The organism is Planobispora longispora (assembly GCF_016863135.1).
In the GTDB taxonomy this organism is placed as follows: domain Bacteria; phylum Actinomycetota; class Actinomycetes; order Streptosporangiales; family Streptosporangiaceae; genus Planobispora; species Planobispora longispora.
This window is the reverse complement of sequence record NZ_BOOH01000004.1, coordinates 75,640-99,577: the sequence shown is the minus strand read 5'-3', so window position 1 is coordinate 99,577 and position 23,938 is coordinate 75,640. Positions and strand designations below refer to the sequence as shown.

The following is a 23,938-nucleotide window of genomic DNA, read 5'->3' as shown; positions in this document are numbered from 1 at the left end:
CCGGGCGTGGCCGGCCGCCTGTCGATCCGACTGTGTCCGGCCAGTCTGGCCAGGTCGGCCGCCGCCGCGCGTCGGCAACCTTCGACAGATCTCCCCTCGGCCTACCCAGCCCTGCCGATGGGAGCCGTGATCGCCTGGGTCAGCCGGACCAGCTCGGCCGGGGCGGTCTCGATCTGCAGCCCGCGGCGCCCGGCGGAGAAGTAGATCGTCCCGAACGACAGAGCCGAGTCGTCGATCACGGTCGGCAGCCGCTTGCGCTGCCCCAGCGGGCTGATCCCGCCGACCACGTAGCCGGTGACCCGCTCCACCGTGGCCGCCTCGGCCATCGCCGCCCGCTTGCTTCCCAGCGCCGTCGCGAACGCCTTGAGGTCCAGCTTGCCCGCCACCGGGACCACCGCGACCGCGAGCCCGCCCTCGACCTCGGCCACGAGGGTCTTGAAGATCTGCTCGTACGGCACGCCGAGGGCGTCGGCGGCCTCCTCGCCGTAAGCCTGGGCGTTCGCGTCGTGCTCGTAGGGGTGGAGGGCGAACTCCACTCCCGCCTTGGCCAGCGCCACCGTCGCCGGGGTGCCCTGGCCCCTGGTGCCCTTCGTCTTGCTCATGGCCCGCAGCGTAGGGCATCGTGCGAATCTACAGCGTAAAGGGCGGCGCACCTGTGGGAAACGACGGGCCGGAGCCGAACCTGTGGAGGAACGGCGCCCACGTCGGGCGATCCGGGGAACGACCTGGGGCGGAGCGCGCCGGCGGGATGCCCGTGTGCCGGACACGGCCGTCCGGATGGTGGACAGAACGGGAGCCGGGCCCTGAGCTCCGTAGACTGTACGCGTGATTTCCCGTATCGACCTGCGCGGTGCTCTCCCCGAGAACCTGCGCGACGTGCTGCCCCGTGCCGAACTCGACGTCGAAGCCGCCCTCGCGAAGGTCCGGCCGATCTGCGAGGACGTGCATCATCGCGGGGTGGCCGCGATCCGGGAGCTGACCGCCAGGTTCGACGGGGTGGAGATCGAGTCCACCCGGGTGCCCGCCGAGGCGATCGCCCGCGCGCTGGAGGAGCTCGACCCCCGGGTCCGCGCGGCCCTGGAGGAGTCCGTCCGCCGCGCCCGCCTGGTCCACCGCGACCAGCGCCGCACCGACGTCACCACCCAGGTCGTGCCCGGCGGCACCGTCACCGAGCGCTGGGTCCCCGTCGATCGCGTGGGGCTCTACGTCCCCGGCGGCCAGGCGGTCTACCCGTCCAGCGTGGTCATGAACGTGGTTCCCGCCCAGGAGGCCGGGGTGGAATCGCTCGCGGTCACCTCGCCCGCGCAGAAGGCGTTCGGCGGGCTGCCGCACCCGACCATCCTGGCGGCGTGCGCCCTGCTCGGGGTGGACGAGGTCTACGCCGTCGGCGGCGCCCAGGCCGTGGCGATGTTCGCCTACGGCACCGAGGAGTGCGCCCCGGTGACCATGGTCACCGGTCCCGGCAACATCTGGGTCGCCGCGGCCAAGCGCCTGCTCAAGGGGCGCATCGGCATCGACTCCGAGGCCGGGCCCACCGAGATCGCCATCCTCGCCGACTCCACCGCCGACCCGGCGCACGTCGCCGCCGACCTGATCAGCCAGGCCGAGCACGACCAGATCGCCGCCGCCGTCCTGGTCACCGACTCGGCCGAGCTGGCCGAGGCGGTGGAGAAGGAGCTGCCCGGCCAGGTGGCCGCGACCAAGCACTCCGAGCGCATCGCCGAGGCGCTGTCCGGCCGCCAGTCCGGCATCCTGCTGGTCGACGACATGGAGGCGGGCCTGCGCGTCGTGGACGCCTACGCCGCCGAGCACCTGGAGATCCACACCGCCGACGCGCCCGCGCTCGCCGCCCGGGTCCGCAACGCCGGAGCGATCTTCGTGGGCTCCTACGCGCCGGTCTCCCTCGGCGACTACCTGGCCGGCTCCAACCACGTGCTGCCCACCGGCGGCTGCGCCTGCCACTCCTCGGGGCTGTCGGTGCAGACCTTCCTGCGCGGCATCCACGTCGTCGACTACACCCGCGAGGCGCTGGCCGGCGCCGCCGCCCACGTGTCCGTCCTCGCCGACGCCGAGGACCTGCCGGCGCACGGCGCCGCGGTCCGCGTCAGGTTCGCCGCGGGCGAGCTGGCCGAGCTCAGTGACTGGGAGAACCCTTCGTGAACCTGGACGACCTGCCGATCCGCGACGACCTGAGGGGGCTGTCGCCGTACGGCGCCCCGCAGATCGACGTCCCGGTCCGGCTCAACACCAACGAGAACCCCTACGGCCCCTCCGCCTCCCTGGTCACCGGCCTGGCCGAGGCCGTACGGCACGGCGCCGCCGGGCTCAACCGCTACCCCGACCGCGACGCCCTCGCCCTCCGCGAGGACCTGGCCGCCTACCTCGGCCACGGCCTGACCGCCGAGCGGGTGTGGGCGGCCAACGGCTCCAACGAGGTCATCCAGCAGATCCTGCAGGCGTTCGGCGGTCCCGGCCGGTGCGCGATGGGCTTCGAGCCGTCGTACTCGATGCACTCGATCATCGCGGGCGGCGCCTCCACCGAGTGGATCCCCGCCCTGCGCGAGGAGGACTTCGGGATCGACCCGGACAAGGCGGTCGCGGTGATCGCCGAGCACCGGCCCGACGTCGTCTTCCTGACCTCGCCCAACAATCCCACCGGCACCGCCCTCGACCCGGCGGTGATCGCCCGGATCGTCGAGGCCGCGCCCGGCATGGTGGTGGTGGACGAGGCCTACTTCGAGTTCGCCAGGACCGGCACGCCGTCGGCGCTCACCCTGCTGCCGGACAACCCGCGCCTGATCGTCACCCGGACCATGTCCAAGGCGTTCGCCATGGCGGGCACCCGCCTGGGCTACCTCGCCGCGCACCCGGCGGTGATCGAGGCGCTGCTGCTGGTGCGGCTGCCGTACCACCTGTCCACGCTCACCCAGGCGGCGGCGCGCGTGGCGCTCACGCACCGGGACGAACTGCTCGGCACCGTCGACATGCTCCGGCAGGAGCGGGACGCCACCGTGGAGTGGCTGCGCGACCTGGGCCTGAAAGTCGCCGACTCGGACGCCAACTTCGTGCTCTTCGGCGTCTTCGCCGACCGGCACGCGGTCTGGGCGGAGCTGCTGGACCGGGGGGTGCTGATCCGCGAGGTCGGCCCGCCCGGGTGGCTGCGGGTGTCCATCGGAACGGCTGAGGAGATGGCGGCCTTCCGCGCCGCCCTGGAAGGGATCTTGTGATGAGTCTTGCCGAAGGAGGGCTCGTGCGGCGCGTGGGCCGGATCGAGCGTGCCACCAAGGAGACCTCGGTGCTGGTGGAGGTCGACCTCGACGGCACCGGGATCGTCGACGTCTCCACCGGCGTCGGGTTCTACGACCACATGCTGAACCAGCTGGGCAAGCACGGCCTGTTCGACCTGACCGTGAAGACCGAGGGCGACCTGCACATCGACTCGCACCACACGATCGAGGACACGGCGATCGCGCTGGGCGCCGCGTTCCGCGAGGCCCTGGGCGACAAGTCGGGCATCCGGCGGTTCGGCAGCGCGTCCTGCCCGCTGGACGAGGCCCTCGCGCAGGTGACCGTCGACCTGTCCGGCCGGCCGTACCTCGTGCACAGCGAGCCCGAGAACATGGCTCCCATGATCGGCCCGGACTACGACGTGACGCTGACCCGGCACATCCTGGAGTCGTTCGTCGCGCAGGCCGCCATCTGCCTGCACGTGCACGTGCCGTACGGCCGCAACGCCCACCACATCGTGGAGGCGCAGTTCAAGGCGCTGGCCCGGGCGCTGCGCGAGGCGTCCGAGCCCGACCCCCGGGCCACCGGGGTGCCCAGCACCAAGGGCGTGCTGTGAGGCTCGCATGAGTGACAACTGGACGGCCGTCGCGATGGCCTTCGTCGCCCTCTTCCTGGTGGGCGGCATCATCTCCTTCCTCAAACAGGGGCTGAAGAAGGGGGCGGTCCTGCTGGCCGCCCTCGCGGCCCTGGCGACCACGGCGGCGGTGCTCTGGTGGTGAACAAGAACGTCACGGTTCTGGACTACGGCTCGGGGAACCTGCGCTCGGCGGAGCGCGCCCTGGCCCGGGTCGGCGCGAACGTCACGGTGACCTCCGACTACGAGGCGGCGCTGGAGGCCGACGGCCTCGTCGTGCCCGGGGTCGGCGCGTTCGCCGCCTGCATGGGCGGGCTGAAGGCGGTGCACGGCGACCGGATCGTCGCGCGCCGGCTGTCGGCGGGGCGGCCGGTGCTCGGCATCTGCGTGGGCATGCAGATCCTGTTCGAGACCGGCGTCGAGCACGGTGTGACGACCGAGGGCTGCGGCGAGTGGCCCGGCACGGTCGAGCGCCTGGAGGCCCCCGTCCTGCCTCACATGGGCTGGAACACGGTCAAGGCCCCCGCCGAGACGGTGCTGTTCGCCGGTCTCGACGCCGACACGCGGTTCTACTTCGTGCACTCGTACGGCGTGCGCTCCTGGGAGCTGCAGGCCGGCCCCGGGTTCACCGACCCGCTGGTCACCTGGGCCGAGCACGGGGTGCCGTTCGTCGCGGCGGTGGAGAACGGCCCGCTCATGGCCACCCAGTTCCACCCGGAGAAGTCGGGCGACGCCGGGGCGCAGCTGCTGGCGAACTGGCTGGGAACCCTCGCGTGAGCTCGCGACGGCCGCGACCGCCCCGTGGGTCCCGTGAATCCCTGTGAGTCCCCATGAGTAAGGAGCGGGCCCGGCGGCGGGCCGAGCGGGAGGCCGAGCAGGCCCGCCAGGCGGCCCTGCGGGCCGAGCGGGAGGCCCGGCTCGCCCGGCGGCGCGGGCGCCTGGGCAGGGTCGTGGCCCTCCTGCCGAACCGCCCGGCCCGGATCGCCACGCAGCGCGGCATCAAGGCCCGCCGCCGCCGCGCGCAGAACGGCGTCGTGGCGGTCCTGTTCCTCATCGTTCAGGCGATCGCCTGGCTCCTGTGGTCGGAGTGGCCGGCCAGGCTGGGCGTGTTCGTCGTTTCCCTGCTGCTCGTCCCGGTGCTCGTCACCGTGGCATTCGACCGGAGGTCTTGATCACATGTCGCTAGAGCTGCTGCCCGCCGTGGACGTCGCGGGCGGTCAGGCGGTCCGCCTGGTCCAGGGCGAGGCCGGGACCGAGACGTCCTACGGCGACCCGCTCTCGGCCGCCCTGGCCTGGCAGGAGGCCGGGGCCGAGTGGATCCACCTGGTGGACCTGGACGCCGCCTTCGGCCGCGGCTCGAACCGCGATCTGATCGCCTCCGTGGTGAAGGCGCTGGACATCAAGGTCGAGCTGTCCGGCGGCATCCGCGACGACGCCTCGCTGGAGGCCGCGCTGGCCACCGGCTGCCGCCGGGTCAACATCGGCACCGCGGCCCTGGAGAACCCGGCCTGGTGCTCGAAGATCATCTCCGAGTACGGCGACCGCGTCGCGATCGGCCTGGACGTCCGCGGCACCACCCTCGCCGCCCGCGGCTGGACCCAGGAGGGCGGCGACCTGTGGGAGGTGCTGGAGCGCCTGGAGGCCGACGGCTGCCCCCGCTACGTCGTCACCGACGTCACCAAGGACGGCACCCTGCGCGGTCCCAACCTGGACCTGCTGCGCGAGGTCTGCTCCCGCACCGACAAGCCCGTGGTCGCCAGCGGCGGCGTCTCCTCCCTGGACGACCTGCGCGCCCTCGCCTCCCTGGTGCCGATCGGCATCGAAGGCGCCATCGTGGGCAAAGCCCTGTACGCGCAGGCCTTCACCCTCGAGGAGGCCCTGGCGGCGGTTTCCTAGCTTTCCGAGAGTCAAGGAGACAGGGTGACTCACCGGACGGGTTCCAGGATTTTCAGCGGAGGACGGTGGGAGGAGCGGTACGGCTATTCCCGGGCGGTCGTGGCGGGCCCATGGGTGATCGTCTCCGGCTGTACCGCGGCGGCCGTCGACGGTGAGGTGCTCCACCTCGGAGACGCCTACAAGCAGACGCTCACGGCGTTCGGCGTCGCGCTGGACGCGATAGAGCGGGCGGGCCTGTCCCGCCACGACGTCGTCCGGGTCCGCTACTACGTGGTGGACGACGAGCACTACGACGAGGTCGGCCGGGCCCACGCGGAGCTGTTCGGCCAGGTCCGTCCCGCCTGCACCGGCGTGCGGGTGGCCGGCCTGATCGATCCGCGCATGCTGGTCGAGGTCGAAGTCGAGGCTTACAGAGAACAGGTCCGCAGAGAATGAGGAACGGCACGTGACTGTCGCGGTACGAGTGATCCCCTGCCTGGACGTGGACGCCGGGCGGGTGGTCAAGGGCGTCAACTTCGAGAACCTGCGGGACGCGGGCGACCCGGTCGAGCTGGCCCAGCGCTACGACGCCGAGGGGGCCGACGAGCTGACGTTCCTCGACATCACGGCCTCCAGCTCCGACCGGTCCACGATGTACGACGTGGTGCGCCGTACGGCCGAGCAGGTCTTCATCCCGCTGACCGTCGGCGGCGGGGTGCGCGCGGTGGAGGACGTGGACCGGCTGCTGCGGGCGGGGGCGGACAAGGTGTCGCTGAACACCGCCGCCATCGCCCGCCCGGAGCTGCTGACCGAGGCGTCCCGGCGCTTCGGCGCGCAGTGCGTCGTGCTGTCGGTGGACGCCCGCCGGGTCGTGGACGGCCCGCCGACCCCGTCGGGGTTCGAGGTGACCACGCACGGCGGCCGGCGCGGCACCGGCATCGACGCGGTGGAGTGGGCCCGCCGCGGCGAGGAGCTGGGCGTGGGGGAGATCCTGCTCAACTCCATGGACGGCGACGGCACCCGCGACGGCTACGACCTGGAGATGATCCGCGCGGTCCGCGCCGCGGTCTCCGTCCCGGTCATCGCCAGCGGCGGGGCCGGGGCGCTGGAGCACTTCCCGCCGGCGGTGGAGGCCGGGGCGGACGCCGTCCTGGCGGCCTCGGTGTTCCATTTCGGCCAGCTCAAGATCTCCGACGTCAAGGACACCCTGCGCACGGCGGGCGTCCCCGTCCGCTGACGTCCCTGCGGACCCGCCCGCCACCGCCGTCCGTCCGGGCGGGTCCCCGATACGGTGCGCCGTCCCCGCTGCGGTGCGCCGCTTCACCGCGGCGCGGCGTCGGGGAACGGGGGCGGGCCGAGGACCTGGTATCCGAACCGGGCCGACACCTCGGCCAGGCGTGGAATATCGGGCTCGGCGGGGTCGGGCAGGCCTTCGTGCTCGGCGGGCCGGCCCAGTTCGCCGATGAAGCCCTCGAATCCGGCCGGTGAGGTGATCTGCAGGCCGCGGACCGGTCCGCGGGCGACCACGAAGGAATGCGGTACGCCGCGCGGCAGGTAGACGAAGCCGCCCGGGCCGATGGCCCACCGGCGGTCACCGCAGACCACGTGGAGCTCCCCGTCGAGCAGGTAGAAGGCCTCGTCTTCACGGTGGTGGACGTGCAGGGGAGGGGCGAAGCCTTCGGGTGCGGTCCATTCCAGGAAGGTGAATGCGTCCGCCGCCTTGACGGTCATTCTGGTGTCGAGGAACCACAGGTGGTGGCCGCCGTCGCGGTCCAGGGCGTAGCCGCCGGGGTCGAAGGTCATGAGCCGGTCTCCTCGGTCGTGGTGTCCTCGGCCGTTGTGTCCTCGGTGTAGAAACGCAGTTCGATGCCGTCCGGGTCGTGCAGCCCGACCAGGACACCGCCGTAGTGGCCTGCGACGATGCCGCCGTGCGGCTCGCCGAGTCCGTCGAGCCGGTCGCGCCACGCCCGGAGCCGTTCGTGGGTGGCAACGGCGAACGCGACCGGGTCGTAGCCCTTGAGCGCGGCCGCGCGGTCCGGCTCGCGGCGCAGCCCGAGACTCATCCGTTCGGCCGGGTCGCGGAGGATCACGCCCATGAGCTGTCCCTCCTCGCGGAACTCCAAGGTCTGATGCAGCCCGAGCACGCGCTGGTACCAGTGGCTGCTGCGGGCGACGTCGGTCACCGGCAGCTTCACATGATGGAACCCGTCGATCATGTCGACCTCCAATTTGCTAGAGTTCGCTCTAGCGAATTTCTTTAGAGTAAGCTCTAGCGAATGAGGGATGTCAAGCCCGAAGGCAAAAGAGCCCGGCAACGCCGGGCCACCCGGCACCGGATCGTCGAATCCGCGCTGGAACTGTTTGTCGGCCAGGGTTACGCGGCGACCACTCTGGAGCAGATCGCCGCTTGCGCCGGTGTGGCGGTGCAGACGGTCTACTTCCACTTCGGCAACAAGCGGACCATCCTCATCGAAGGCATCGGCGTGAAGGTGGTCGGCGACGACGAGCAGGTCGCGATGATCGACAGGTCGTGGGCGCAGGAGGCGCTGACCACGACGGACCCCGCCCACGCGGTGGAGGTCTGGGTCACCGGCAGCCGGAGCATCTTCGCAAGGGTGGCGCCGCTGCTGTGGATCTTACGCGACGCCGTCGGAGCCGATCCCGACATGGCCCGCGAATGGGAGATCAACCAGCGCCAGCGCCGCACCGATCACCGGGCCTTCGCCCAGCACCTGGCCGACCTCGGCGCGCTGGCGGCAGGGGTGAGCGCCGATCGCGCCGCCGACATCATCTACACGCTGTTCAGCCCTGAGATGTACCACCTGCTCACGATTCAGTGCGGCTGGTCCCCGGCCGACTGGGAAACCTGGATCCACCGGATGCTCACCGACGCCCTGTTCGCCGGGCCGGATCCGGCCTCACCGCCCACTCCCGGCGCGTCGAGCGCGGATGAGGCGCGTCCAGCGTGACGAAGGCCCGGCTCCGGCGGACCCCCGTCCGGGTCATGCGAGCCCGGCCTGGAGGGTCTCGGTCACGGGACGGCGGGCGCCGAGGCGGGCGGGGACGGCGGTGAGCGCCGCCACCACGAGCACGGTCGCCAGCACCAGGGCGAGCAGTTGCCAGGGCGCGGGGAGCGTGGCCCTGTCGCCGTCGCCGCCGGTGGCGGCGTTGATGGCGGCGAACAGCGCGTAGCCTCCCGGGAAGACGCCCAGGACGGCGCCGGCGAGCGCGGGGAGCACCTGGGCGGCCGCCAGCGCCGTGCTCACCTCGCGGGGGGTCGCGCCCAGGGCGCGCGCCAGCGCCGACGAGTGCCGGTTGTCGAGCACCGCCGCCCAGGTGATGACGACGGCGTTGACCGCCGCGAGGGAGAGCAGCATGATCGTCACGACGAGGAGCGCGCGGCGCAGGACCTCCACCTGAGCGTCGTCGTATCCGCCGGCGAGCGGCTGGTCGGCGAGGAAGGCGTTGAGCACCAGCAGGACGTGGACCCCGCTGACCGTGACCGCGATGCTGGCCACAGCCAGCACGGCCCGTCGCGGGCGGCGGGCGGCGACCCGCAGGGCGAGGAGCAGCGGGACGGGCAGCCGCGCCGAGATCGCGATCAGCCAGCCGACGCGGCGGGGCGGGCGTGCCGAGTCGCCCAGCGCGTCGACGGTGCTGGAGCGGGCGGCGCGCACGGCCGGGACGATGGTCGCGAGGGCCGCGACGGCGAGCGCCACGGCGGTCACCGAACCGGCCGTGGACGCGGTGATCGACGGCGTGCCCGCGCTGCCGACGAGGCCGGCGCCGGACTCGGTGAGCAACGGAGCGGTCAGCGACCCGGCCGCCAGCCCGGCCGCGGCCGCGACGACGGCCACGAGGACGTACTCCGCGAGCAGCACGGCGGCGACCAGGCTCGGTGTTCCGCCGACCGCCTTGAGGAGTCCGACGCGTCTGGTCTGATCGGCCATCCGGCCGCCGACCAGCACCGAGAGACTGGCCACGGCGAGCAGGCCGAGCAGCCAGGCTCCGATCAGCAGCAGGATCTGGGAGTCCCCGGCCAGTTCGGTGGCGTCTTCGAGGATGTCGTTCCAGGTCCGCATGGGCGGAGCCCCGCCGTCTTCGCCGTTCGCGTCGACGAACGCCCGGGCCCCGGCCGGGTCGGCCAGCTTCAGGTTCATCACGTAGGCCAGGGAGTCCGGATCCGGGGCGAGGTTCCGTACATCCGCCTGGGTGAGCCAGACCAGTCCGGGGTTGCGCAACAGTCCCGCGGGCGGTTCGCCGTCGGGAACGGCGCCGTTCATGCAGGGGAAGACGCAGGACGCCTTCGGGTAGGGCGGCATGGCGGCGGTGACCGCGACGCCGACCACCTCGAAGGACCGGCCGTCCAGGGTGACCGGGTCGCCGACGCGCACGTCGAGCGCGCGGGCGAAGGCGGCCTCGAGCACCACGCCGCCGTCGACCACCCAGCCGCCCTGGAGCAGCTCGGGCTGGTCGACGGAGGCGGGCGCGGCGTCGCGCCCCACGGCCTGCACATCCGATGTCCGGCCGGACGCCTGGAGTTCCGCCGCGGTGACCGGGTACGGCCCGCTGTGGTCGACGACGCCGGGGGCGCCGGCCAGTTCTTCAAGCTCCGCGACCCCTGCGAGCCCGGCGGGCTTCGCGGGGGCGGTAACCCCGGGAAGCCCGGCGGCCCGGGCGGTGCTGGCGACCACGTCGGGCCCGCCGGTCGCCGCCCGGGTGCTCTGGTACGGATCACCCGCCGCGTCGCGCAGGACGAGCCCGAGCGTCAACGTCGTGGTGGCCGCCATGATGGCCAGCAGCAGGAGCGCGGCCTCGGCGCGGCGGCGCCGGAGGTCGCGTACGGCGAGGCGGCCCACGAGCAGGATGCGGCCCATCGTCCTCAGTCCTCCAGCCCGATGAGGGCGCCGAGCCGCCCGGTGGTCCCCCCGGTCAGCCGGGTCTCGTCCACGAACGCGCCGTCGCGCATCGAGATCATCCGGTCCGCGGTGGCCGCGATCCGCGCGTCGTGGGTGACGATGACCAGCGTCTGCCCGGACTCGTGCAGGCCCTCGAAGAGCTGGAGGACGTCCAGGGTGGCGGCGCTGTCCAGATTTCCGGTCGGCTCGTCGGCGAGCACGATCGACGGTTCGTTGCTCAGCGCCCGGGCGACCGCGACCCGCTGCCGCTGACCGCCGGACAGCGCCGAGGGCAGGAAACGCGTCCGGCCGGCGAGCCCGACCCGCTCCAGCAGCTCCTCCGCCCGCCGTCTGGCGGCCCGCGGCGAGCGTCCGGCCAGCAGCGCGGGAAGCTCGACGTTCTCGACGGCGGTGAGCTCCTCCATCAGGTGGAAGGCCTGGAAGACGAAGCCGATGTCGGTGCGCCGCAGCCGGGCCAGGGCCTTCTCGCCGATGTCGTCGATGCGGCGGCCGTTCAGCCACACCTCTCCGCCCGAGGGCCGGTCCAGCCCGCCGAGCAGGTGCAGCAGCGTGGACTTCCCGCAGCCGCTGGGCCCCATCACCGCCACCGTCTCTCCCGGGCCGATGTCGAGATCGACCTCGTCGACGGCGCGCACCAGCCCCTCTCCCTCGCCGTGCTCCTTCCGCAGTCCGCGGGCGCGGAGCACGGGCGTGTCGGCGGCGTCGTTCACGATCCGCTCCTCCGATGGGTCCAGTTCTTCTCACATGCCTCGAGCCAGCGCAGGTCCGCCTGGAGCCGGAGCACGATGCCCTCCAGCAGCAGCGCCGCGTCCGAGCGGTCCGGCTCGGCCATGGCGGCGCGCTGGGCGTCGCGCAGCCGGCGCAGCAGCTCGCGGCGCTGGGTGTCGACGATGGTCAGGGGGTCGGCCAGCCCGGCCGACGCGGCCGCGATCAGCTTGAGGTGGAACTCCGCGAGGTCGGGTTTCGGCCAGCTCACCTCGGCGATCCACTCGGCGACCCGCTGCTGGCCGTCGGGGGTGAGCGCGTACACCTTGCGATCCGACCGGTCGGCGCCGTCGGCGGATCTCTCGACCGCTATCAGGCCGGCCTTCTCCAGCCGGGTCAGCGTGACGTAGACGTGCCCGGCGTTCATCGCGTCGCCGAGGGGGCCGAGCGCGTCGCGCAGCCGCGCGCGCAGCTGGTAGCCGTGCGTGGGCTCCTTGGCGAGCATCGCCAGCACCACTTCCTGCTGCATCGGGCCCTCCTCTAACCGTTAGCCATTACGTCTAACGGTTATCCTCAGCGCCGTCAAGCCCTCGCCCGGATCGGCGACGCGGCCGGGCCGACCGCCGCCGTCATCGCGGCGGAGATCAGACGTCCAGGGAGCGGCCGATGTCGACGATGAAGCGGGCCAGGCCCGCGCGCTTGCGGAAGATCTCGTGCAGTTCGGGGGTGGGCTCGGCGTCCAGGTGGTCGATGGGCAGCGCGGTCCACGCGCTGCGCAGGACGAGCGTGGCCGCGTAGCCGAAGGAGACCGTCTCGGGGTCCGCGTCCACCTCGGCGGCGTAGGCGGATTCGATGGCGGTGTGGATCTCGGGCAGCTCCGAGGGGTCGGTGACGCCCGCGTGGGCCAGGCCCACCAGGAGCTGGCCGAGGTCGAAGCCGACGGCCGTCGGTGAGCCCCAGCTCCAGTCGACCGCCACGAACTCGGCCGACCCGTCCGCCGGGACCAGCAGGTTCTGCGGGCTGGCGTCCCCGTGGGCCAGCGCGTGCGGCAACCGCTCGACCGCGGCGAGAAGGGGGCCGATCCGGTCGGCGAGGGCCAGCAGGTCGGCCCGGAGCAGGTCGTCGGCGTAGGCGGCGACGAGCGGGTGCCGCCACGTCGCCGAGTCGCGCAGGATCGACAGGAAGTACTGGACCGCGCCCGCGCAGTAGAGACGCATCCCGCTGTCCGGCGGGGTGTCCGGGGTCGCCGCCACGGGCCGCATGGCCGCCAGGGCGCCGAGCAGCCGGGCCGCGCGCCGGTACCGGTCGAGGTCCCAGCCGGCGGAGACGGTCTGGACGTCCTCCAGCCACAGCACCAGCCGGTCGTCGCCCAGGTCGTCGATCCGGTGCAGGCGGGGGAGCCGGAGCCCGGCGGGCAGCGGGGGAGGGGCCAGGTACACGTCCGCGTCCGTCCGCCAGGGGAAACCCTCGACGAGCTCCTCCCACTGGGTCTCCGGCACCGCCGGGGGCAACGGCCAGTGCCTGGCCGAGTGGATCGACTTGACGAAGAAGGACCACGGCCTGCCGTCGGTGGTCGTGCCCCGGACCCGGTGGAGCCCGGCGGTGGACAGCGAGCCCGACGCGTAGACGACGGGCTCGACGTGCCGCTGCGCGATCTCGGCCAGCGGGTCGTCCAGGCTCTCCCGGACGAGTTTCGTCAGGTCGGCGGTGCTCGTCATGGTCATGGTCGTAGAGGTCATAGGGCCACCGTGCCCGCGGGGCGAATGTCTCGCATGAGTACGGCCTACTCAAATATCCTCGCACCGTGGGAAGGCCGTGGCCGTTCGCCGGCCGTACGACGCAGCTGGCGCAGATCGGATCGGCCGCCGGCGGCATCGTCGTGGCGGGGGCGGCCGGGGTCGGCAAGAGCCGCCTGGTGGCCCAGGCCGTACGGGATCTCGGCGGGGTCGCGTGGGTGCGGGCGACCGCGGCGGCGGCGGAGATCCCGTTCGGGGCCTTCGCCCACCTGCTCCCGCCCGCGCCGCCCAAGGGCAACCCGCTGGGCTGGGCCGCCGCCGCGCTGGGCGCTCCGGTCCTGGTCGTCGACGACGGCCACCTGCTCGACGCGGTCTCGGCGGCGCTCGTCCACCATCTGGCGGCCCAGGAGCGGGCGAGGGTGATCGTCACCGTCCGCGGCGACGCGCCCGCGCCCGACGCGGTGCGCGCGCTGTGGAAGGACGATCTGCTGCCGCGTCTGGACCTCGCCCCGCTGTCCCCGGAGGACGTCGCGGGCATCCTGACGGAGGCGCTCGGCGGGCGGACCGAGCCGGAGACCGTGGAGCGGCTCTGCCGGGTCAGCGGGGGCAACGCCCTCTACCTGCGGGAGCTGGTGCTGTCCGGGGTGCTCGAGGAGTCCGGCGGGCTGTGGCGGTGGGGCGGCTCGGCGTCGATGACGCCGTCGCTGCGGGAGACGGTCGCGGCCCGGATCGGCGAGCTCGCGGCGGACGAGCGGCGGGTGCTGGAGCTGCTGGCCTACGGCGAGCCGCTCGGCGCCGACCTGCTGGCCGCGATGGTCGGCGTCCCGGCGGTCGAGCGGCTGGAGGACCGCAGGCTCGTCACCGTCACGCGGGACGGGCGCAGGCTCCAGGTGCGTCTCGCGCACCCCCTCCACGGGGAGGTGATCCGCTCCGGGTGCGGCCTGCTGCGCGAGCGCGCCACGCTGCGCGAGCTGGCCGAGGCGGTCTCGGCGGCGGGGATGCGGCGGCGCGAGGACGTGCTGCGGGTGGCCGTCTGGCGGCTGGACGGCGGTCAGGCGGGGGACCCGCGGCTGCTCACCGCGGCGTGCGAGCGGGCCAGGGCCGTGCGCGACCTCGCGCTCGCCGCCCGGCTCGGCCGGGCCGCGGTGGCGGCGGGCGGAGGGCCGCGGGCGCACATGACCCTGGGCTGGGTGCTGCACTACTCCGACCGGTACGACGAGGCGGAGGAGGAGTTCCTGGCGGCCTGGGAGCGGGGCCTGGACGACGAGAGCCGGGCCGATTGCGGCCTCGGCCGGGCGTTCAACCTGGGCTGGGGCCTCGGCCGGACGGCCGAGGCGCTGGAGCTGTTCGACGAGACCTACCGGCTGATCTCCGACCGGGCCGTGCGGCAGGGCGTGCGCCTGACGCGGGCGGCCCTGGAGGCGTTCACGGGTGATCTCGCCAGGGCCCGGGCCAGCCTGGCGGAGGCCGCCCGGATGGGACCGTACGAGGTCCCCCGCGGCGTGCTCGCGGCCGGCGCGGTGGAGGCGAACCTCCTGGCGCTGGAGGGCCGCGCGCGGGAGTCCTGGGCGAGGGTGCAGGAGATGCTCGCCGGGAAGGACGCCCTGGAGGGGCGTCCGGGCATGGTGGCCGCGCTGATGGACACCGGGGTGCTGGCGGCGCTGACCCTCGGCGACCTGGCGGGCGCCGAGCGCTGCGCCGAGGCCGGGCACCGCCTCCACGGCGGTTTCGGGCAGTGGAACGACGTCATCGTCCGGTTCGGCGCCCGCAGGGCGCAGGTGCTCCGGCTGCGCGGGCGGGTCGCCGAGGCCGCCGCGCGGTGCCGGGACATCGCCGCCCGCCTCCCGTCGCCGAGCGTCTTCGCGGGTCCCTGGCTCGGGGAGCTGGCCCACGCCCAGGCGCTGCTCGGCGAGGCGGAGAAGGCCGAGGAGACGCTGGCCGCCGCAGGCGACGCCGCGCTGCCCGTGGGACCGGCCGTCGTCCTGCCCCTGGAGTCGGCCCGGGTGTGGACGCTGGCCGCGCGGGGCGACGTCGCCGGGGCCGTCGAGGCCGCGCTGGCGGCGGCGGAGGGCGCGCCCCCGCCGCACGCGCTGTTCCTGCTGCACGACGCCGTACGGCTCGGCCGCGCGGACCTGGTGGCCGGCCGGCTGGCCGGGCTGGGCGTCGAGGGCCCGCTGGCGTCGTTGTTCGCCCGGCACGCCGCCGCCCGCGACCCGGCCCGCCTCGACGAGGTCTCCCGGGACTTCGAGGGGCTCGGCATGACGCTGTACGCGGCCGAGACGGCGGCCCAGGCGGCGACGCTGTACCGCGAGGCCGGCCGGAGCCGGGCCGAGACGGCCGCGCGTACCCGGGCCGCGGTCCTGGCCGGGCGGTGCCAGGGCGCCCGTACGGCGGCCCTCGTCGGCCTCGACGCCCCGCACCTGACTCCGAGGCAGCGCGAGATCGCGACCTTGGCCGCGCAGGGGATGAGCAACCGGGAGATCGCCGAACGGCTGGTCGTGTCGGTGCGGACGGTCGCGAACACCCTCTACTCGGTCTACGAGAAGGTGGGCGTCGGCGACCGCGCCGAACTGGCCAGGATCCTGGGGATCACCTGACCTCCCCGCGTGGCGGGGAGGCGGGTCCGGGCGCGCCGGGAGAGATCAGGTCAGGGGCGGGGCAAACCCCCGCCGGAGGGTCAGCTCAGGACGTTTGTGACGAAGACGGCCAGCTGATCGGCGCCGTGAACGATTCCGTCGATCACTCCGTCGACCGCACTCGCCGCTTCGGCGGGCTTGGTGAACAGATAGAAGACCACGAACGCCACCGCGAGATAGGTGAGGACCTTCTTGACCTGCATGGGGGCCTCCAGCCGTTCCATTCCCAGCCGTATATACCCGGATTTTTAAGACCTCTGGCATTCTGGGCCCGAGTGGCTCCCGGATCGTGGTGATCATACCTGGCCTCCCTGGGGGAACCGGGGCCGGTTCAGGAGATTGGCATGGACCACGCTTGCCATGGTGCGGTCCGCGGGCGTCCCTGTCCAACTTCGAGCGCAACATATATCGGAAAGGCGATCGAGAAGAACGGACGCCCGTCCCCGGAAGCCCTCGAAGGCTCTGCGGACATCACCGGACATCCCCGGCATTGAAGGCGGGCGGCCCCGGAGGCCGGGGGAGCCCTCCGCGGGCGCGTCAGGCTCCCAGGGAGGCGTCCATCAGCCGGGCCACGGCGGCCTCGTCGCCGCTGAGGTCCACCCGGGCCTGCGCCTGGCGGCCGAAGCAGAACAGCAGCAGCTCGCTCGCCGGGCCGGTCACCTCGACCCGGGGAGCGTCCTCGGCCCCGCCGATGGCGACGCCGCCGCCGATCCGGTGCAGCACCACGGCGACCGGGGACTTGCGCAGGAACAGCCCCCGGGCCATCCGCAGGCGCTTCCAGAAGGCGTCCTCCAGCTCGGCGGGGAGCTCGCGGGGCTCCCACACGCGCTGCGCGCGCCGTACGTCCTCGTGGTGGATGAAGAACTCCAGGGCGTTGACGGCCTCGTCCAGGCCGGGCACGAGCCCGTAGAACCCGCCGGGGCCGGAGCGGATCAGCTCCACCAGGCCGTCGAAGCCGTGCTTGGCCTTCAGCGACTCCTGGACCTTGGCGGTGTATCCGGCCAGGGGGGACAGGGCGATGCCCGGGGCGGCGTCGAGGCGACGCTCGCGCAGGACGAGATGGGCGGCGAGATCGAAGGTCGTCCAGCCCTCGCACAGGGTGGGGGCGTCCGGGCCGAGCCTGGCGAACAGGTCGCTGAGCGCGGCGCGTTCGGCGCGGGCGTACGTCATCCCGCGATCGTAACAAGGCTGTTGCGCGAGCAACCAGGCGGGGAGGGGCCGGGCGTTCCGCGGCGGGAAGCTCCACGGTGGGAATAAGTGCTTGATCCGGCGTGATACTCACTTAAGTAGAAACATCCTCGCAATGTCCCCTCTGAAAGGACACCTCCCGAGTGGCGAGCAAGGTGACGTCCGCCGTCATGCGTAAGGGACTCCGCGTACTCGGGGTGGCGATCCGGGCCGAGAAGGTCGTCTTCGCCGCGGCCGTGCTGTTCAGCAGCGTGTACGGCGGGATGACGGTCGCGTCCGCGTGGGCGATGGGCTGGGCCGCCGAGAACGTCGTACGGCCCGCCTTCGGCGCGGGCGACGTCACCACGGGCGTGATCGCCCTGGGCACGGCCCTCATCCTCGGCACCGCGGTGCTCAAGGCGCTGGGCGTCGCCGGGCGGCGCTACTTCGCCGGAGTCATGCAGTACCGCATGCAGGCCCGCTCCCGCCGGGGCGTCACCCGGCAGTACCTGAAGCTCCCGCTGGCCTGGCACCACCGGCACCCGACCGGCCAGCTGCTGTCCAACGCCAACGCCGACGCCGAGGCCGCCTGGGCCCCGCTGGCCCCGCTGCCGATGGCGGTCGGCGTGATCGTCATGCTGGTCACCGCGGCGGTCGCGATGGTGATCACCGATCCCGTGCTCGCCCTCGTCGGCTTCCTGATCTTCCCGGCGATCGCCCTGCTGAACCTGGTCTACCAGCGCAGGCTCAGCCCGCTGGCCACCCGCGCCCAGCAGCTCCGCGCCGACGTCAGCGAGATCGCGCACGAGAGCTTCGACGGGGCCCTGGTCGTCAAGACCCTCGGCCGCGAGGACCAGGAGACCGCCAGGTTCCGGGCCAAGGCCTCCGAACTGCGGGACGCGAACATCGCGGTGGGGCGGGTGCGCGGCCTGTTCGACCCGCTGCTGGAGGCCCTGCCCACCCTCGGCGTGCTCGCCGTGCTGCTGGTCGGCGCGGTGCGGCTGGAGAGCGGCGCGATCACCGCCGGCACCCTCGTCCAGGTCGCCTACCTGTTCACCCTCCTCGCCTTCCCGATCCGCGCCCTCGGCTGGGTGCTCGCCGAGCTGCCCCGCGCCGTCGTCGGCTACGAGCGGGTCGAGGCCGTGCTCTCCGCGACCGGCTCCATGGAGTACGGCGACGCCGCGCTGGCCTCCGGATCCCCGGCCCGCCTGGAGGTGCGGGAGCTGAGCTACGCCTACGGCGACTTCCGGGTGCTGCACGATGTGAGCTTCGAGGTCGAGCCCGGCCGCACGGTCGCGCTCGTCGGCCCCACCGGCTCCGGCAAGTCCACCCTCGTGCAGACCTTCGTCCGCCTGGTCGACCCGGTGGAGGGGGCCGTCCTCGTCGACGGGACGGACCTGCGCGAGGTCGCCCGCGGCGGGGTCAGCGACGCGGTGTCGCTGGTGCCGCAGCAGACGTTCCTGTTCGACGACACGGTGCGCGGCAACGTCACCCTCGGCCTGCCGATCTCCGACCAGGAGGTCTGGGAGGCGCTGCGCCTGGCCCAGGCCGACGGCTTCGTCAGCGCGCTCGCCTCCGGGCTCGACACCATGGTCGGCGAGCGCGGCACCACCCTGTCCGGCGGCCAGCGCCAGCGCCTGGCCCTGGCCCGCGCGCTGGTCCGCGGCCCCCGGCTGCTGGTCCTGGACGACGCCACCTCCAGCGTGGACCCCCAGGTCGAGGCGAAGATCCTGTCCGGCCTGCGGGACGCGGCCGCGACCTCGGCGGCCTCGACCGTGGTGGTCGTCGCCTACCGGATGGCCACCATCGCCCTGGCCGACGAGGTCGTCTATCTGGAGCACGGCCGGATCGTCGACCGGGGGACCCACGACGACCTGCTCGTCCGCTGCGAGGGCTACCGCAACCTGGTCACCGCCTACGAGCGCGAAGAGGCCGAGCGCGAGGCGCTCGAGTCGGATGAGGAGATCAACGCATGACCTCTCTGCAGGGGGTGGAGCGGTCGGCGCTGGCCACCGTGCGCCGTGGCCTGTCCCTCACCCCGGAGTTCCGCAACGGGCTGGCCGGGACGTTCGCGCTGGCCGTGCTGGCCACCGTCGGCAAGGTGATCGTCCCGATCGCCGTGCAGCAGACCATCGACCACGGGCTCAGGGGCCCGGTGCCCGACGTGCCGTTCATCCGCACCGTCGTCGTGGTGTGCGCGGCGGCCGTGATCCTCACCGCCCTGTGCGGCTACCTGATGAACGTCCGCCTCTACAGGGCGACCGAGGCCTCGCTGGCCACGCTCCGGGTGCGCGGCTTCCGGCACGTGCACGACCTGTCGGTGCTCACCCAGAACTCCGAGCGGCGCGGCGCGCTGGTCTCCCGGGTCACCGGCGACGTCGACCAGATCAGCGCGTTCATGCAGTGGGGCGGGCTGATGATCATCGTCGCGGTGGGCCAGCTGCTGGTCGCCAGCGTGGTGATGTTCTTCCTGTCCTGGCAGCTGGCGCTGCTGGTCTGGGCCTGCTTCCTGCCGCTGATGATCGCGCTGCCGCGCTTCCAGCGGTGGCTCTCGGCCGCCTACACCCGGGTCCGCGAGCGCACCGGCGACATGCTCGCCGCGGTCAGCGAGTCCGTCGTCGGCGCGGCGGTGATCCGGGCCTACGGTTCCGAGAGCCGTACGGCCGAGCGGCTCGACACCGCGATCGACGCGAACAAGAGCGCCCAGGCCCGCACCCAGCTCATCGTCGCCACCGTCTTCCCGCTGACCGAGATCGTCGCCGCGATCGCCCTGGCCGCCGTGGTGCTGCTCGGCGTCCGGCTGGGCGTCGGCGGCGACATCAGCCAGGGCGACCTGATCGCCTTCCTGTTCCTGATCACGCTCTTCGTCTCGCCGCTGCAGATCGCCACCGAGGTGCTCAACGAGGCCCAGAACGCGATCGCCGGCTGGCGGCGCGTGCTCGGCGTGCTCGACACCCCGCCCGACGTCGCCGACCCCGGCGCGGACGGCGTCGAGCTGCCGCGCGGCCCCATCACCGTCTCCTTCGAGGACGTCGGCTTCGCCTACCCCGGCGGCGCGCCGGTGCTGCACGGCGTCTCGGCGGAGATCCCGCCCCGCTCCCGGATCGCGGTGGTCGGGGAGACCGGCTCGGGCAAGACGACCTTCGCCAAGCTGCTCACCCGGCTGATGGACCCGGTCTCCGGCCGGGTCACGGTGGACGGGTACGACCTGCGCGAGGTCCGCTTCTCCTCGCTGCGCGAGCGGATCGTCATGGTGCCGCAGGACGGCTTCCTGTTCGACGGCACGCTGGCGGAGAACGTCCGCTTCGGCCGCCCGGAGGCGACCGACGCCGAGATCGCGCTGGCCATGACCGAGCTGGGCCTGGCCGACTGGGTGGAGGGCCTGCCCGCCGGGCTGGACACCCCGGTGGGCCAGCGCGGCGAGTCGTTGTCGGCGGGCGAGCGCCAGCTCGTCGCGCTGGCCCGCGCCTACCTGGCCGACCCGGACCTGCTCCTGCTGGACGAGGCGACCTCCGCGGTGGACCCGGCCACGGAGGTGCGGCTGGCCCGCGCGCTGGAGGGCGTCACGCGCGGCCGTACCGCCGTCTCCATCGCCCACCGGCTGTCCACCGCCGAGGCGGCCGACGAGGTGCTCGTCTTCGACCGCGGCCGGATCGTCCAGCGCGGCCCGCACGCGGAGCTCGTCGCCGAGCCGGGCGTCTACGCGGACCTGCACGCCTCCTGGGTGAGCGCCGCCCGTTCGTGAACGGGTCCCCGGCGGCCCCGGAACGTCTCGCGACCGCCCTCGTGAAGAGGGCGGGAGCGGGTTAGCGAGCCCGCGGCGGTGGCAGAAGCCGGGTATGGACGCGAACCTGCTGCCGCCGGGAGTGCGCTCGGCCATGGCCGAGAGCGATCTGGTGGAGGACCTGAAGCAGTTCCTGGTCGACGACGACGAGGGGGACGACGATCCCGTCCTGAAGTGGCTGGACGGCACCCCCGTGGACACCTGGCGGGAGCACTATCCCTACTCCGAGCGCATGCCCCGCGACGAGTACGACAAGATCAAGCGGCTGCTCCAGATCGAGCTGCTCAAACTGCAATATTGGATCAAGGACACCGGCGGGCGGCTGGTGATCCTGTTCGAGGGACGTGACGCGGCGGGCAAGGGCGGCACGATCAAGCGCTTCATGGAGCACCTCAACCCGCGCGGGGCGCGCGTGGTCGCGCTGGAGAAGCCCAGCGAGCGCGAGAGCACCCAGTGGTACTTCCAGCGCTACGTCCAGCACCTGCCCGCGGCGGGGGAGATGGTCTTCTTCGACCGCTCCTGGTACAACCGCGCCGGGGTGGAGCGGGTGATGGGCTTCGCCACCGAGGAGGAGTACCTGGAGTTCATGGCGCAGGCCCCGGCGCTGGAGCGCATGCTGGTCCGCGACGGAGTCCACCTGGTGAAGTTCTGGTTCTCCGTCTCGCGCCGGGAGCAGCGCACCCGTTTCATCATCCGGCAGGTGGACCCGGTGCGGCAGTGGAAGCTGTCGCCGATGGACCTGGAATCGCTGGACAAGTGGGACGACTACACCCAGGCCAAGGAGGAGATGTTCCTGCACACCGACACGGACGTGGCGCCGTGGACGGTGATCAAGAGCAACGACAAGAAACGGGCCAGGACCGAGGCCATGCGGCACGTCCTGAACCTGTTCGAGTACGACAACAAGGACCACGACGTCGTCGGCGCCCCCGACCCGAGGATCGTGGTCAAGGCCGCCGACGTGCTCGACACCGACCGCACCCGGTAACCGGGGCCGTAGGATCGTCCTCATGCACTCCGTCCGGCCGTTCCTCCTGCTGGACGTGGACGGGCCGCTGAACCCGTACGCCGCCAAGCCCGAACGGCGTCCCGCCGGATACACCACGCACCGGATGCGGCCCGAGGGCTGGGACGACCCCCGCCTGCGGCCGCTGCGGGTCTGGCTGAACCCGGACCACGGACCCGCCCTGCTCGCCCTGCCGTACGACCTGGTCTGGGCCACGACCTGGCGCCACGAGGCCAATGCCTGGATCGCGCCCCGGCTGGGCCTGCCCCCGCTCCCGGTCGTCGACTGGCCCGAGCTCCACTCGGCGGCCCGGGACGACGGCGTGCACTGGAAAACCCGGCGGCTGGTGGAGTGGGCGGCGGGCCGGGCCTTCGCCTGGGTGGACGACGAGATCGGCGACGCCGACCGCGCCTTCGTCGCCGCGCACCGCTCCGGGCCCGCGCTTCTGCATCGGGTCGATCCGCGGATCGGCCTCCTGCCCGGTGACTTCGCCGCCCTCGCCGCCTGGGCGCGGCGGGCCCCGGGCTAGCGGGCGCCCGCCTCGCCGCCGGACAGGCGCTGGGCGAGGTAGATCGGGACGACCGACAGGATGATCAACGCGGCGGCGACCACGTTGACGACCGGCGCCTGGTTGGGGCGGAACAGGTTCTCGAAGATCCACAGGGGGAGGGTCTTGACCCCGGCGCCCGCGGTGAACGTGGTCACGATGATCTCGTCGAAGGAGAGGGCGAAGGCCAGCAGGCCGCCCGCGAGCAGCGCGGAGCGGATCATCGGGAAGGTGATCAGCCGGAAGGTGGTGAAGGCGTCGGCGCCCAGGTCGGCCGAGGCCTCCTCCACCGACGACCCCAGGCGGCGCAGCCGGGCCAGCACGTTGTTGTAGACGGTCACCACGCAGAACGTGGCGTGCCCGACGATCACCGTGAACATTCCGAGCCCCATCCCGAACGGCTCCAGCACCGTGCGGAAGGCGTTGTTCAGCGCGATGCCGGTGACGATGCCGGGCAGCGCGATCGGCAGGATGATCAGCAGCGAGACGGCGTCCCGGCCGAAGAAGGAGTGGCGCTGGATGGCGAAGGCCACCATGGTGCCGAGCACCAGCGCGATCGCCGTCGCGCCCAGCGCGGCCTGGAGCGAGGTCCACAGCGCGTCGCGCACGCCGGCGGAGTTCCACGCCGCCTCCCACCAGCGCAGCGTGAACCCGGCCGGCGGCCAGCCGAAGGTGCGGTCGGCGTTGAAGGAGTTGAGCAGCACGATCAGCAGCGGCACGTAGACGACGGCCAGGCCGCCGGCGAGGGCGGCCCAGAGCGTCGTGCGGGCCGTACGGGACAGGTTCACAGATTCTCCAGCGCTCCGGTGCGGCGGACGGCGGCGAGGTAGACCAGCATGATCACCACGGGGACGGTGGCGACCGCGGCGGCGAACGGGAGGTTGTTGGCCGCGCCGATGTTGTCGTAGACGACGTTCCCGATGAGCTGGGACCTGCCGCCGACGATCTTCACGGCGATGTAGTCGCCGAGCGAGAGCGAGAACGTGAAGATCGACCCGGCGACCACGGCGGGGAAGGCCAGCGGCCACACGACCGTCCGGAACGTCCGCCAGCCGCGCGCGCCCAGGTCCCCGGCCGCCTCCAGCAGCGAGTTCGGCAGCCGCTCCAGCCCGGCGTAGATCGGCAGGATCATGTACGGCAGCCAGAGGTAGGAGAGGGTGATGATCGTGGCGGTGAGGCCGTACCCCCAGCCGAGCACCCCCTCGGAGGAGAGCATGACCCGCCAGGCGTACGCCTTGACCAGGTAGGACGCCCACAGCGGGGTCAGCACCGCGATGACCAGCCAGCGCTGGGCGCGCGGCGAGGCCAGCTTGGCCATCGCGAACGCCATGGGGAAGGCGATCACCAGGTCGATCAGCGTCACCGCCACCGCCACGCCCACCGAGCGCAGCGCGATCGTCCGGTACACCTCGGTGGTGAACAGGTCCTGGAAGTTGGCCCAGGTCACCTCCCGGATCAGGTCGCCGGTGAAGGTGTCGGCGCGCCACAGGGCCGCCGCGAACAGGGCGGCCAGCGCGCCCAGGTAGGCGATCCCGAGCCAGAGCATCGGGGCCGACAGCAGCAGGGAGAGCCGCACCCCGGCGTGCCGGTGCAGGAAGGCGGACAGGCGCCGCCGCGGGGTGCGGCGGGAGAGTGCGGCGGCGGGAGTGTTCGGCGCGGCGTTCAACGCGGTGGTCCTCGGTGGTCCTCGGTGGTCCTGAA

General features: G+C 73.0%; 26 protein-coding genes. 15 read left to right on the top strand and 11 right to left on the bottom strand.

Annotated elements, in window-relative coordinates; genetic code table 11:
- Positions 1-101: 101 nt before the first annotated feature.
- Entirely contained in the window at positions 102-602 is a 501-nt protein-coding gene (ybaK, locus tag Plo01_RS02815) for a Cys-tRNA(Pro) deacylase (protein WP_203888865.1), read from the bottom strand.
- A gap of 223 nt (positions 603-825) precedes the next feature.
- Between ybaK and hisD the strand changes: the two genes are divergently transcribed.
- The 9 genes from hisD to hisF are packed head-to-tail and all read left to right on the top strand — an operon-like array spanning position 826 to position 6,974.
- A complete protein-coding gene (hisD, locus tag Plo01_RS02810) occupies positions 826-2,160 on the top strand; it encodes a histidinol dehydrogenase (RefSeq protein WP_203888864.1) in 1,335 nt (444 codons plus the stop codon).
- Positions 2,157-3,227, top strand: coding sequence for a histidinol-phosphate transaminase (locus tag Plo01_RS02805; RefSeq protein ID WP_203888863.1), 1,071 nt, complete (start codon positions 2,157-2,159; stop codon positions 3,225-3,227). Before hisD ends, Plo01_RS02805 begins: the two co-directional genes overlap by 4 nt.
- A gap of 23 nt (positions 3,228-3,250) precedes the next feature.
- A complete protein-coding gene (hisB, locus tag Plo01_RS02800; protein WP_203888933.1) occupies positions 3,251-3,844 on the top strand; it encodes an imidazoleglycerol-phosphate dehydratase HisB in 594 nt (197 codons plus the stop codon).
- A 7-nt stretch (positions 3,845-3,851) separates the two neighbouring features.
- Entirely contained in the window at positions 3,852-4,007 is a 156-nt protein-coding gene (locus tag Plo01_RS02795; protein WP_203888862.1) for a CG2302 family histidine operon protein, read from the top strand.
- A complete protein-coding gene (gene hisH, locus Plo01_RS02790; protein WP_203888932.1) occupies positions 4,004-4,639 on the top strand; it encodes an imidazole glycerol phosphate synthase subunit HisH in 636 nt (211 codons plus the stop codon). Before Plo01_RS02795 ends, hisH begins: the two co-directional genes overlap by 4 nt.
- Positions 4,640-4,692: 53 nt before the next feature.
- Entirely contained in the window at positions 4,693-5,034 is a 342-nt protein-coding gene (locus tag Plo01_RS02785; protein WP_203888861.1) for a hypothetical protein, read from the top strand.
- 4 nt (positions 5,035-5,038) lie between these two features.
- Positions 5,039-5,758, top strand: coding sequence for a bifunctional 1-(5-phosphoribosyl)-5-((5-phosphoribosylamino)methylideneamino)imidazole-4-carboxamide isomerase/phosphoribosylanthranilate isomerase PriA (gene priA, locus Plo01_RS02780; RefSeq protein WP_203888860.1), 720 nt, complete (start codon positions 5,039-5,041; stop codon positions 5,756-5,758).
- A gap of 24 nt (positions 5,759-5,782) precedes the next feature.
- Positions 5,783-6,193 (top strand): Rid family hydrolase, encoded by a 411-nt coding sequence (locus tag Plo01_RS02775; RefSeq protein WP_203888859.1) that lies wholly within the window; start codon positions 5,783-5,785, stop codon positions 6,191-6,193.
- A gap of 10 nt (positions 6,194-6,203) precedes the next feature.
- Positions 6,204-6,974, top strand: coding sequence for an imidazole glycerol phosphate synthase subunit HisF (gene hisF / locus Plo01_RS02770; protein ID WP_203888858.1), 771 nt, complete (start codon positions 6,204-6,206; stop codon positions 6,972-6,974).
- A gap of 83 nt (positions 6,975-7,057) precedes the next feature.
- Here hisF and Plo01_RS02765 read toward each other — a convergent pair whose 3' ends face one another.
- Positions 7,058-7,540 carry a cupin domain-containing protein gene (locus Plo01_RS02765; protein WP_203888857.1) on the bottom strand — a complete coding sequence of 161 codons (483 nt, stop codon included), beginning with the start codon at positions 7,538-7,540 and terminating at the stop codon, positions 7,058-7,060.
- Positions 7,537-7,953: a VOC family protein gene (locus Plo01_RS02760; protein WP_239315824.1), complete on the bottom strand. Its 417-nt coding sequence runs from the start codon at positions 7,951-7,953 to the stop codon at positions 7,537-7,539. The genes Plo01_RS02765 and Plo01_RS02760 overlap by 4 nt, the downstream gene beginning before the upstream one ends.
- A 60-nt stretch (positions 7,954-8,013) precedes the next feature.
- On the opposite strand from Plo01_RS02760, the gene Plo01_RS02755 reads away from it, so the two are divergent.
- A complete protein-coding gene (locus tag Plo01_RS02755; protein WP_203888856.1) occupies positions 8,014-8,706 on the top strand; it encodes a TetR/AcrR family transcriptional regulator in 693 nt (230 codons plus the stop codon).
- 33 nt (positions 8,707-8,739) lie between these two features.
- On the opposite strand, the gene Plo01_RS02750 is transcribed toward Plo01_RS02755, so the two are convergent.
- The 4 genes from Plo01_RS02750 to Plo01_RS02735 all read right to left on the bottom strand — a co-directional run bounded on the left by Plo01_RS02750 (position 8,740) and on the right by Plo01_RS02735 (position 13,100).
- Positions 8,740-10,614, bottom strand: a complete 1,875-nt coding sequence (locus Plo01_RS02750; RefSeq protein WP_203888855.1) for an FtsX-like permease family protein — start codon at positions 10,612-10,614, stop codon at positions 8,740-8,742.
- A gap of 5 nt (positions 10,615-10,619) precedes the next feature.
- Positions 10,620-11,366 (bottom strand): ABC transporter ATP-binding protein, encoded by a 747-nt coding sequence (locus Plo01_RS02745; RefSeq protein ID WP_203888854.1) that lies wholly within the window; start codon positions 11,364-11,366, stop codon positions 10,620-10,622.
- Entirely contained in the window at positions 11,363-11,890 is a 528-nt protein-coding gene (locus Plo01_RS02740) for a PadR family transcriptional regulator (protein WP_203888853.1), read from the bottom strand. The genes Plo01_RS02745 and Plo01_RS02740 overlap by 4 nt, the downstream gene beginning before the upstream one ends.
- Before the next feature lie 115 nt (positions 11,891-12,005).
- Positions 12,006-13,100 carry a phosphotransferase gene (locus Plo01_RS02735; protein ID WP_203888852.1) on the bottom strand — a complete coding sequence of 365 codons (1,095 nt, stop codon included), beginning with the start codon at positions 13,098-13,100 and terminating at the stop codon, positions 12,006-12,008.
- A gap of 65 nt (positions 13,101-13,165) precedes the next feature.
- On the opposite strand from Plo01_RS02735, the gene Plo01_RS02730 reads away from it, so the two are divergent.
- Complete coding sequence (locus Plo01_RS02730; protein ID WP_203888851.1) at positions 13,166-15,694, top strand: LuxR C-terminal-related transcriptional regulator; 2,529 nt, start codon at positions 13,166-13,168, stop codon at positions 15,692-15,694.
- 80 nt (positions 15,695-15,774) lie between these two features.
- Here the strand turns inward: Plo01_RS02730 and Plo01_RS02725 are convergent, their stop codons facing one another.
- Together Plo01_RS02725 and Plo01_RS02720 are read right to left on the bottom strand one after the other, a co-directional pair.
- Entirely contained in the window at positions 15,775-15,957 is a 183-nt protein-coding gene (locus Plo01_RS02725; RefSeq protein WP_203888940.1) for a hypothetical protein, read from the bottom strand.
- 313 nt (positions 15,958-16,270) lie between these two features.
- Complete coding sequence (locus Plo01_RS02720) at positions 16,271-16,903, bottom strand: TIGR03085 family metal-binding protein (RefSeq protein ID WP_203888850.1); 633 nt, start codon at positions 16,901-16,903, stop codon at positions 16,271-16,273.
- A gap of 188 nt (positions 16,904-17,091) precedes the next feature.
- On the opposite strand from Plo01_RS02720, the gene Plo01_RS02715 reads away from it, so the two are divergent.
- From Plo01_RS02715 to Plo01_RS02700, 4 genes are all read left to right on the top strand, one after another.
- Entirely contained in the window at positions 17,092-18,876 is a 1,785-nt protein-coding gene (locus Plo01_RS02715; protein WP_203888849.1) for an ABC transporter ATP-binding protein, read from the top strand.
- Positions 18,873-20,645, top strand: a complete 1,773-nt coding sequence (locus tag Plo01_RS02710; protein WP_203888848.1) for an ABC transporter ATP-binding protein — start codon at positions 18,873-18,875, stop codon at positions 20,643-20,645. Before Plo01_RS02715 ends, Plo01_RS02710 begins: the two co-directional genes overlap by 4 nt.
- Positions 20,646-20,739: 94 nt before the next feature.
- Complete coding sequence (gene ppk2, locus Plo01_RS02705) at positions 20,740-21,672, top strand: polyphosphate kinase 2 (protein WP_239315823.1); 933 nt, start codon at positions 20,740-20,742, stop codon at positions 21,670-21,672.
- A 22-nt stretch (positions 21,673-21,694) separates the two neighbouring features.
- The gene (locus tag Plo01_RS02700) at positions 21,695-22,219 is read left to right on the top strand and encodes an HAD domain-containing protein (protein ID WP_203888847.1); all 525 of its coding nucleotides are present in this window, start codon (positions 21,695-21,697) and stop codon (positions 22,217-22,219) included.
- On the opposite strand, the gene Plo01_RS02695 is transcribed toward Plo01_RS02700, so the two are convergent.
- Complete coding sequence (locus Plo01_RS02695) at positions 22,216-23,025, bottom strand: ABC transporter permease (RefSeq protein WP_203888846.1); 810 nt, start codon at positions 23,023-23,025, stop codon at positions 22,216-22,218. The genes Plo01_RS02700 and Plo01_RS02695 overlap by 4 nt on opposite strands.
- Complete coding sequence (locus Plo01_RS02690; protein ID WP_239315822.1) at positions 23,022-23,903, bottom strand: ABC transporter permease; 882 nt, start codon at positions 23,901-23,903, stop codon at positions 23,022-23,024. The genes Plo01_RS02695 and Plo01_RS02690 overlap by 4 nt, the downstream gene beginning before the upstream one ends.
- Positions 23,904-23,938 lie beyond the last annotated feature (35 nt).

Excerpts from the sequence above, each read along its gene's own strand:
- Plo01_RS02785 (WP_203888861.1), top strand. The coding sequence starts at position 4,693 with ATGAGTAAGGAGCGGGCCCGGCGGCGGGCCGAGCGGGAGGCCGAGCAG.
- Plo01_RS02720 (WP_203888850.1), bottom strand. The coding sequence starts at position 16,903 with ATGACGTACGCCCGCGCCGAACGCGCCGCGCTCAGCGACCTGTTCGCC.
- Plo01_RS02715 (WP_203888849.1), top strand. The coding sequence starts at position 17,092 with ATGCGTAAGGGACTCCGCGTACTCGGGGTGGCGATCCGGGCCGAGAAG.
- ybaK (WP_203888865.1), bottom strand. The coding sequence starts at position 602 with ATGAGCAAGACGAAGGGCACCAGGGGCCAGGGCACCCCGGCGACGGTG.
- Plo01_RS02740 (WP_203888853.1), bottom strand. The coding sequence starts at position 11,890 with ATGCAGCAGGAAGTGGTGCTGGCGATGCTCGCCAAGGAGCCCACGCAC.
- Plo01_RS02750 (WP_203888855.1), bottom strand. The coding sequence starts at position 10,614 with ATGGGCCGCATCCTGCTCGTGGGCCGCCTCGCCGTACGCGACCTCCGG.
- priA (WP_203888860.1), top strand. The coding sequence starts at position 5,039 with ATGTCGCTAGAGCTGCTGCCCGCCGTGGACGTCGCGGGCGGTCAGGCG.
- Plo01_RS02735 (WP_203888852.1), bottom strand. The coding sequence starts at position 13,100 with ATGACCTCTACGACCATGACCATGACGAGCACCGCCGACCTGACGAAA.
- Plo01_RS02760 (WP_239315824.1), bottom strand. The coding sequence starts at position 7,953 with ATGATCGACGGGTTCCATCATGTGAAGCTGCCGGTGACCGACGTCGCC.
- Plo01_RS02795 (WP_203888862.1), top strand. The coding sequence starts at position 3,852 with ATGAGTGACAACTGGACGGCCGTCGCGATGGCCTTCGTCGCCCTCTTC.
- Plo01_RS02710 (WP_203888848.1), top strand. The coding sequence starts at position 18,873 with ATGACCTCTCTGCAGGGGGTGGAGCGGTCGGCGCTGGCCACCGTGCGC.
- Plo01_RS02725 (WP_203888940.1), bottom strand. The coding sequence starts at position 15,957 with ATGGAACGGCTGGAGGCCCCCATGCAGGTCAAGAAGGTCCTCACCTAT.
- ppk2 (WP_239315823.1), top strand. The coding sequence starts at position 20,740 with ATGGACGCGAACCTGCTGCCGCCGGGAGTGCGCTCGGCCATGGCCGAG.
- Plo01_RS02700 (WP_203888847.1), top strand. The coding sequence starts at position 21,695 with ATGCACTCCGTCCGGCCGTTCCTCCTGCTGGACGTGGACGGGCCGCTG.
- Plo01_RS02765 (WP_203888857.1), bottom strand. The coding sequence starts at position 7,540 with ATGACCTTCGACCCCGGCGGCTACGCCCTGGACCGCGACGGCGGCCAC.
- Plo01_RS02755 (WP_203888856.1), top strand. The coding sequence starts at position 8,014 with ATGAGGGATGTCAAGCCCGAAGGCAAAAGAGCCCGGCAACGCCGGGCC.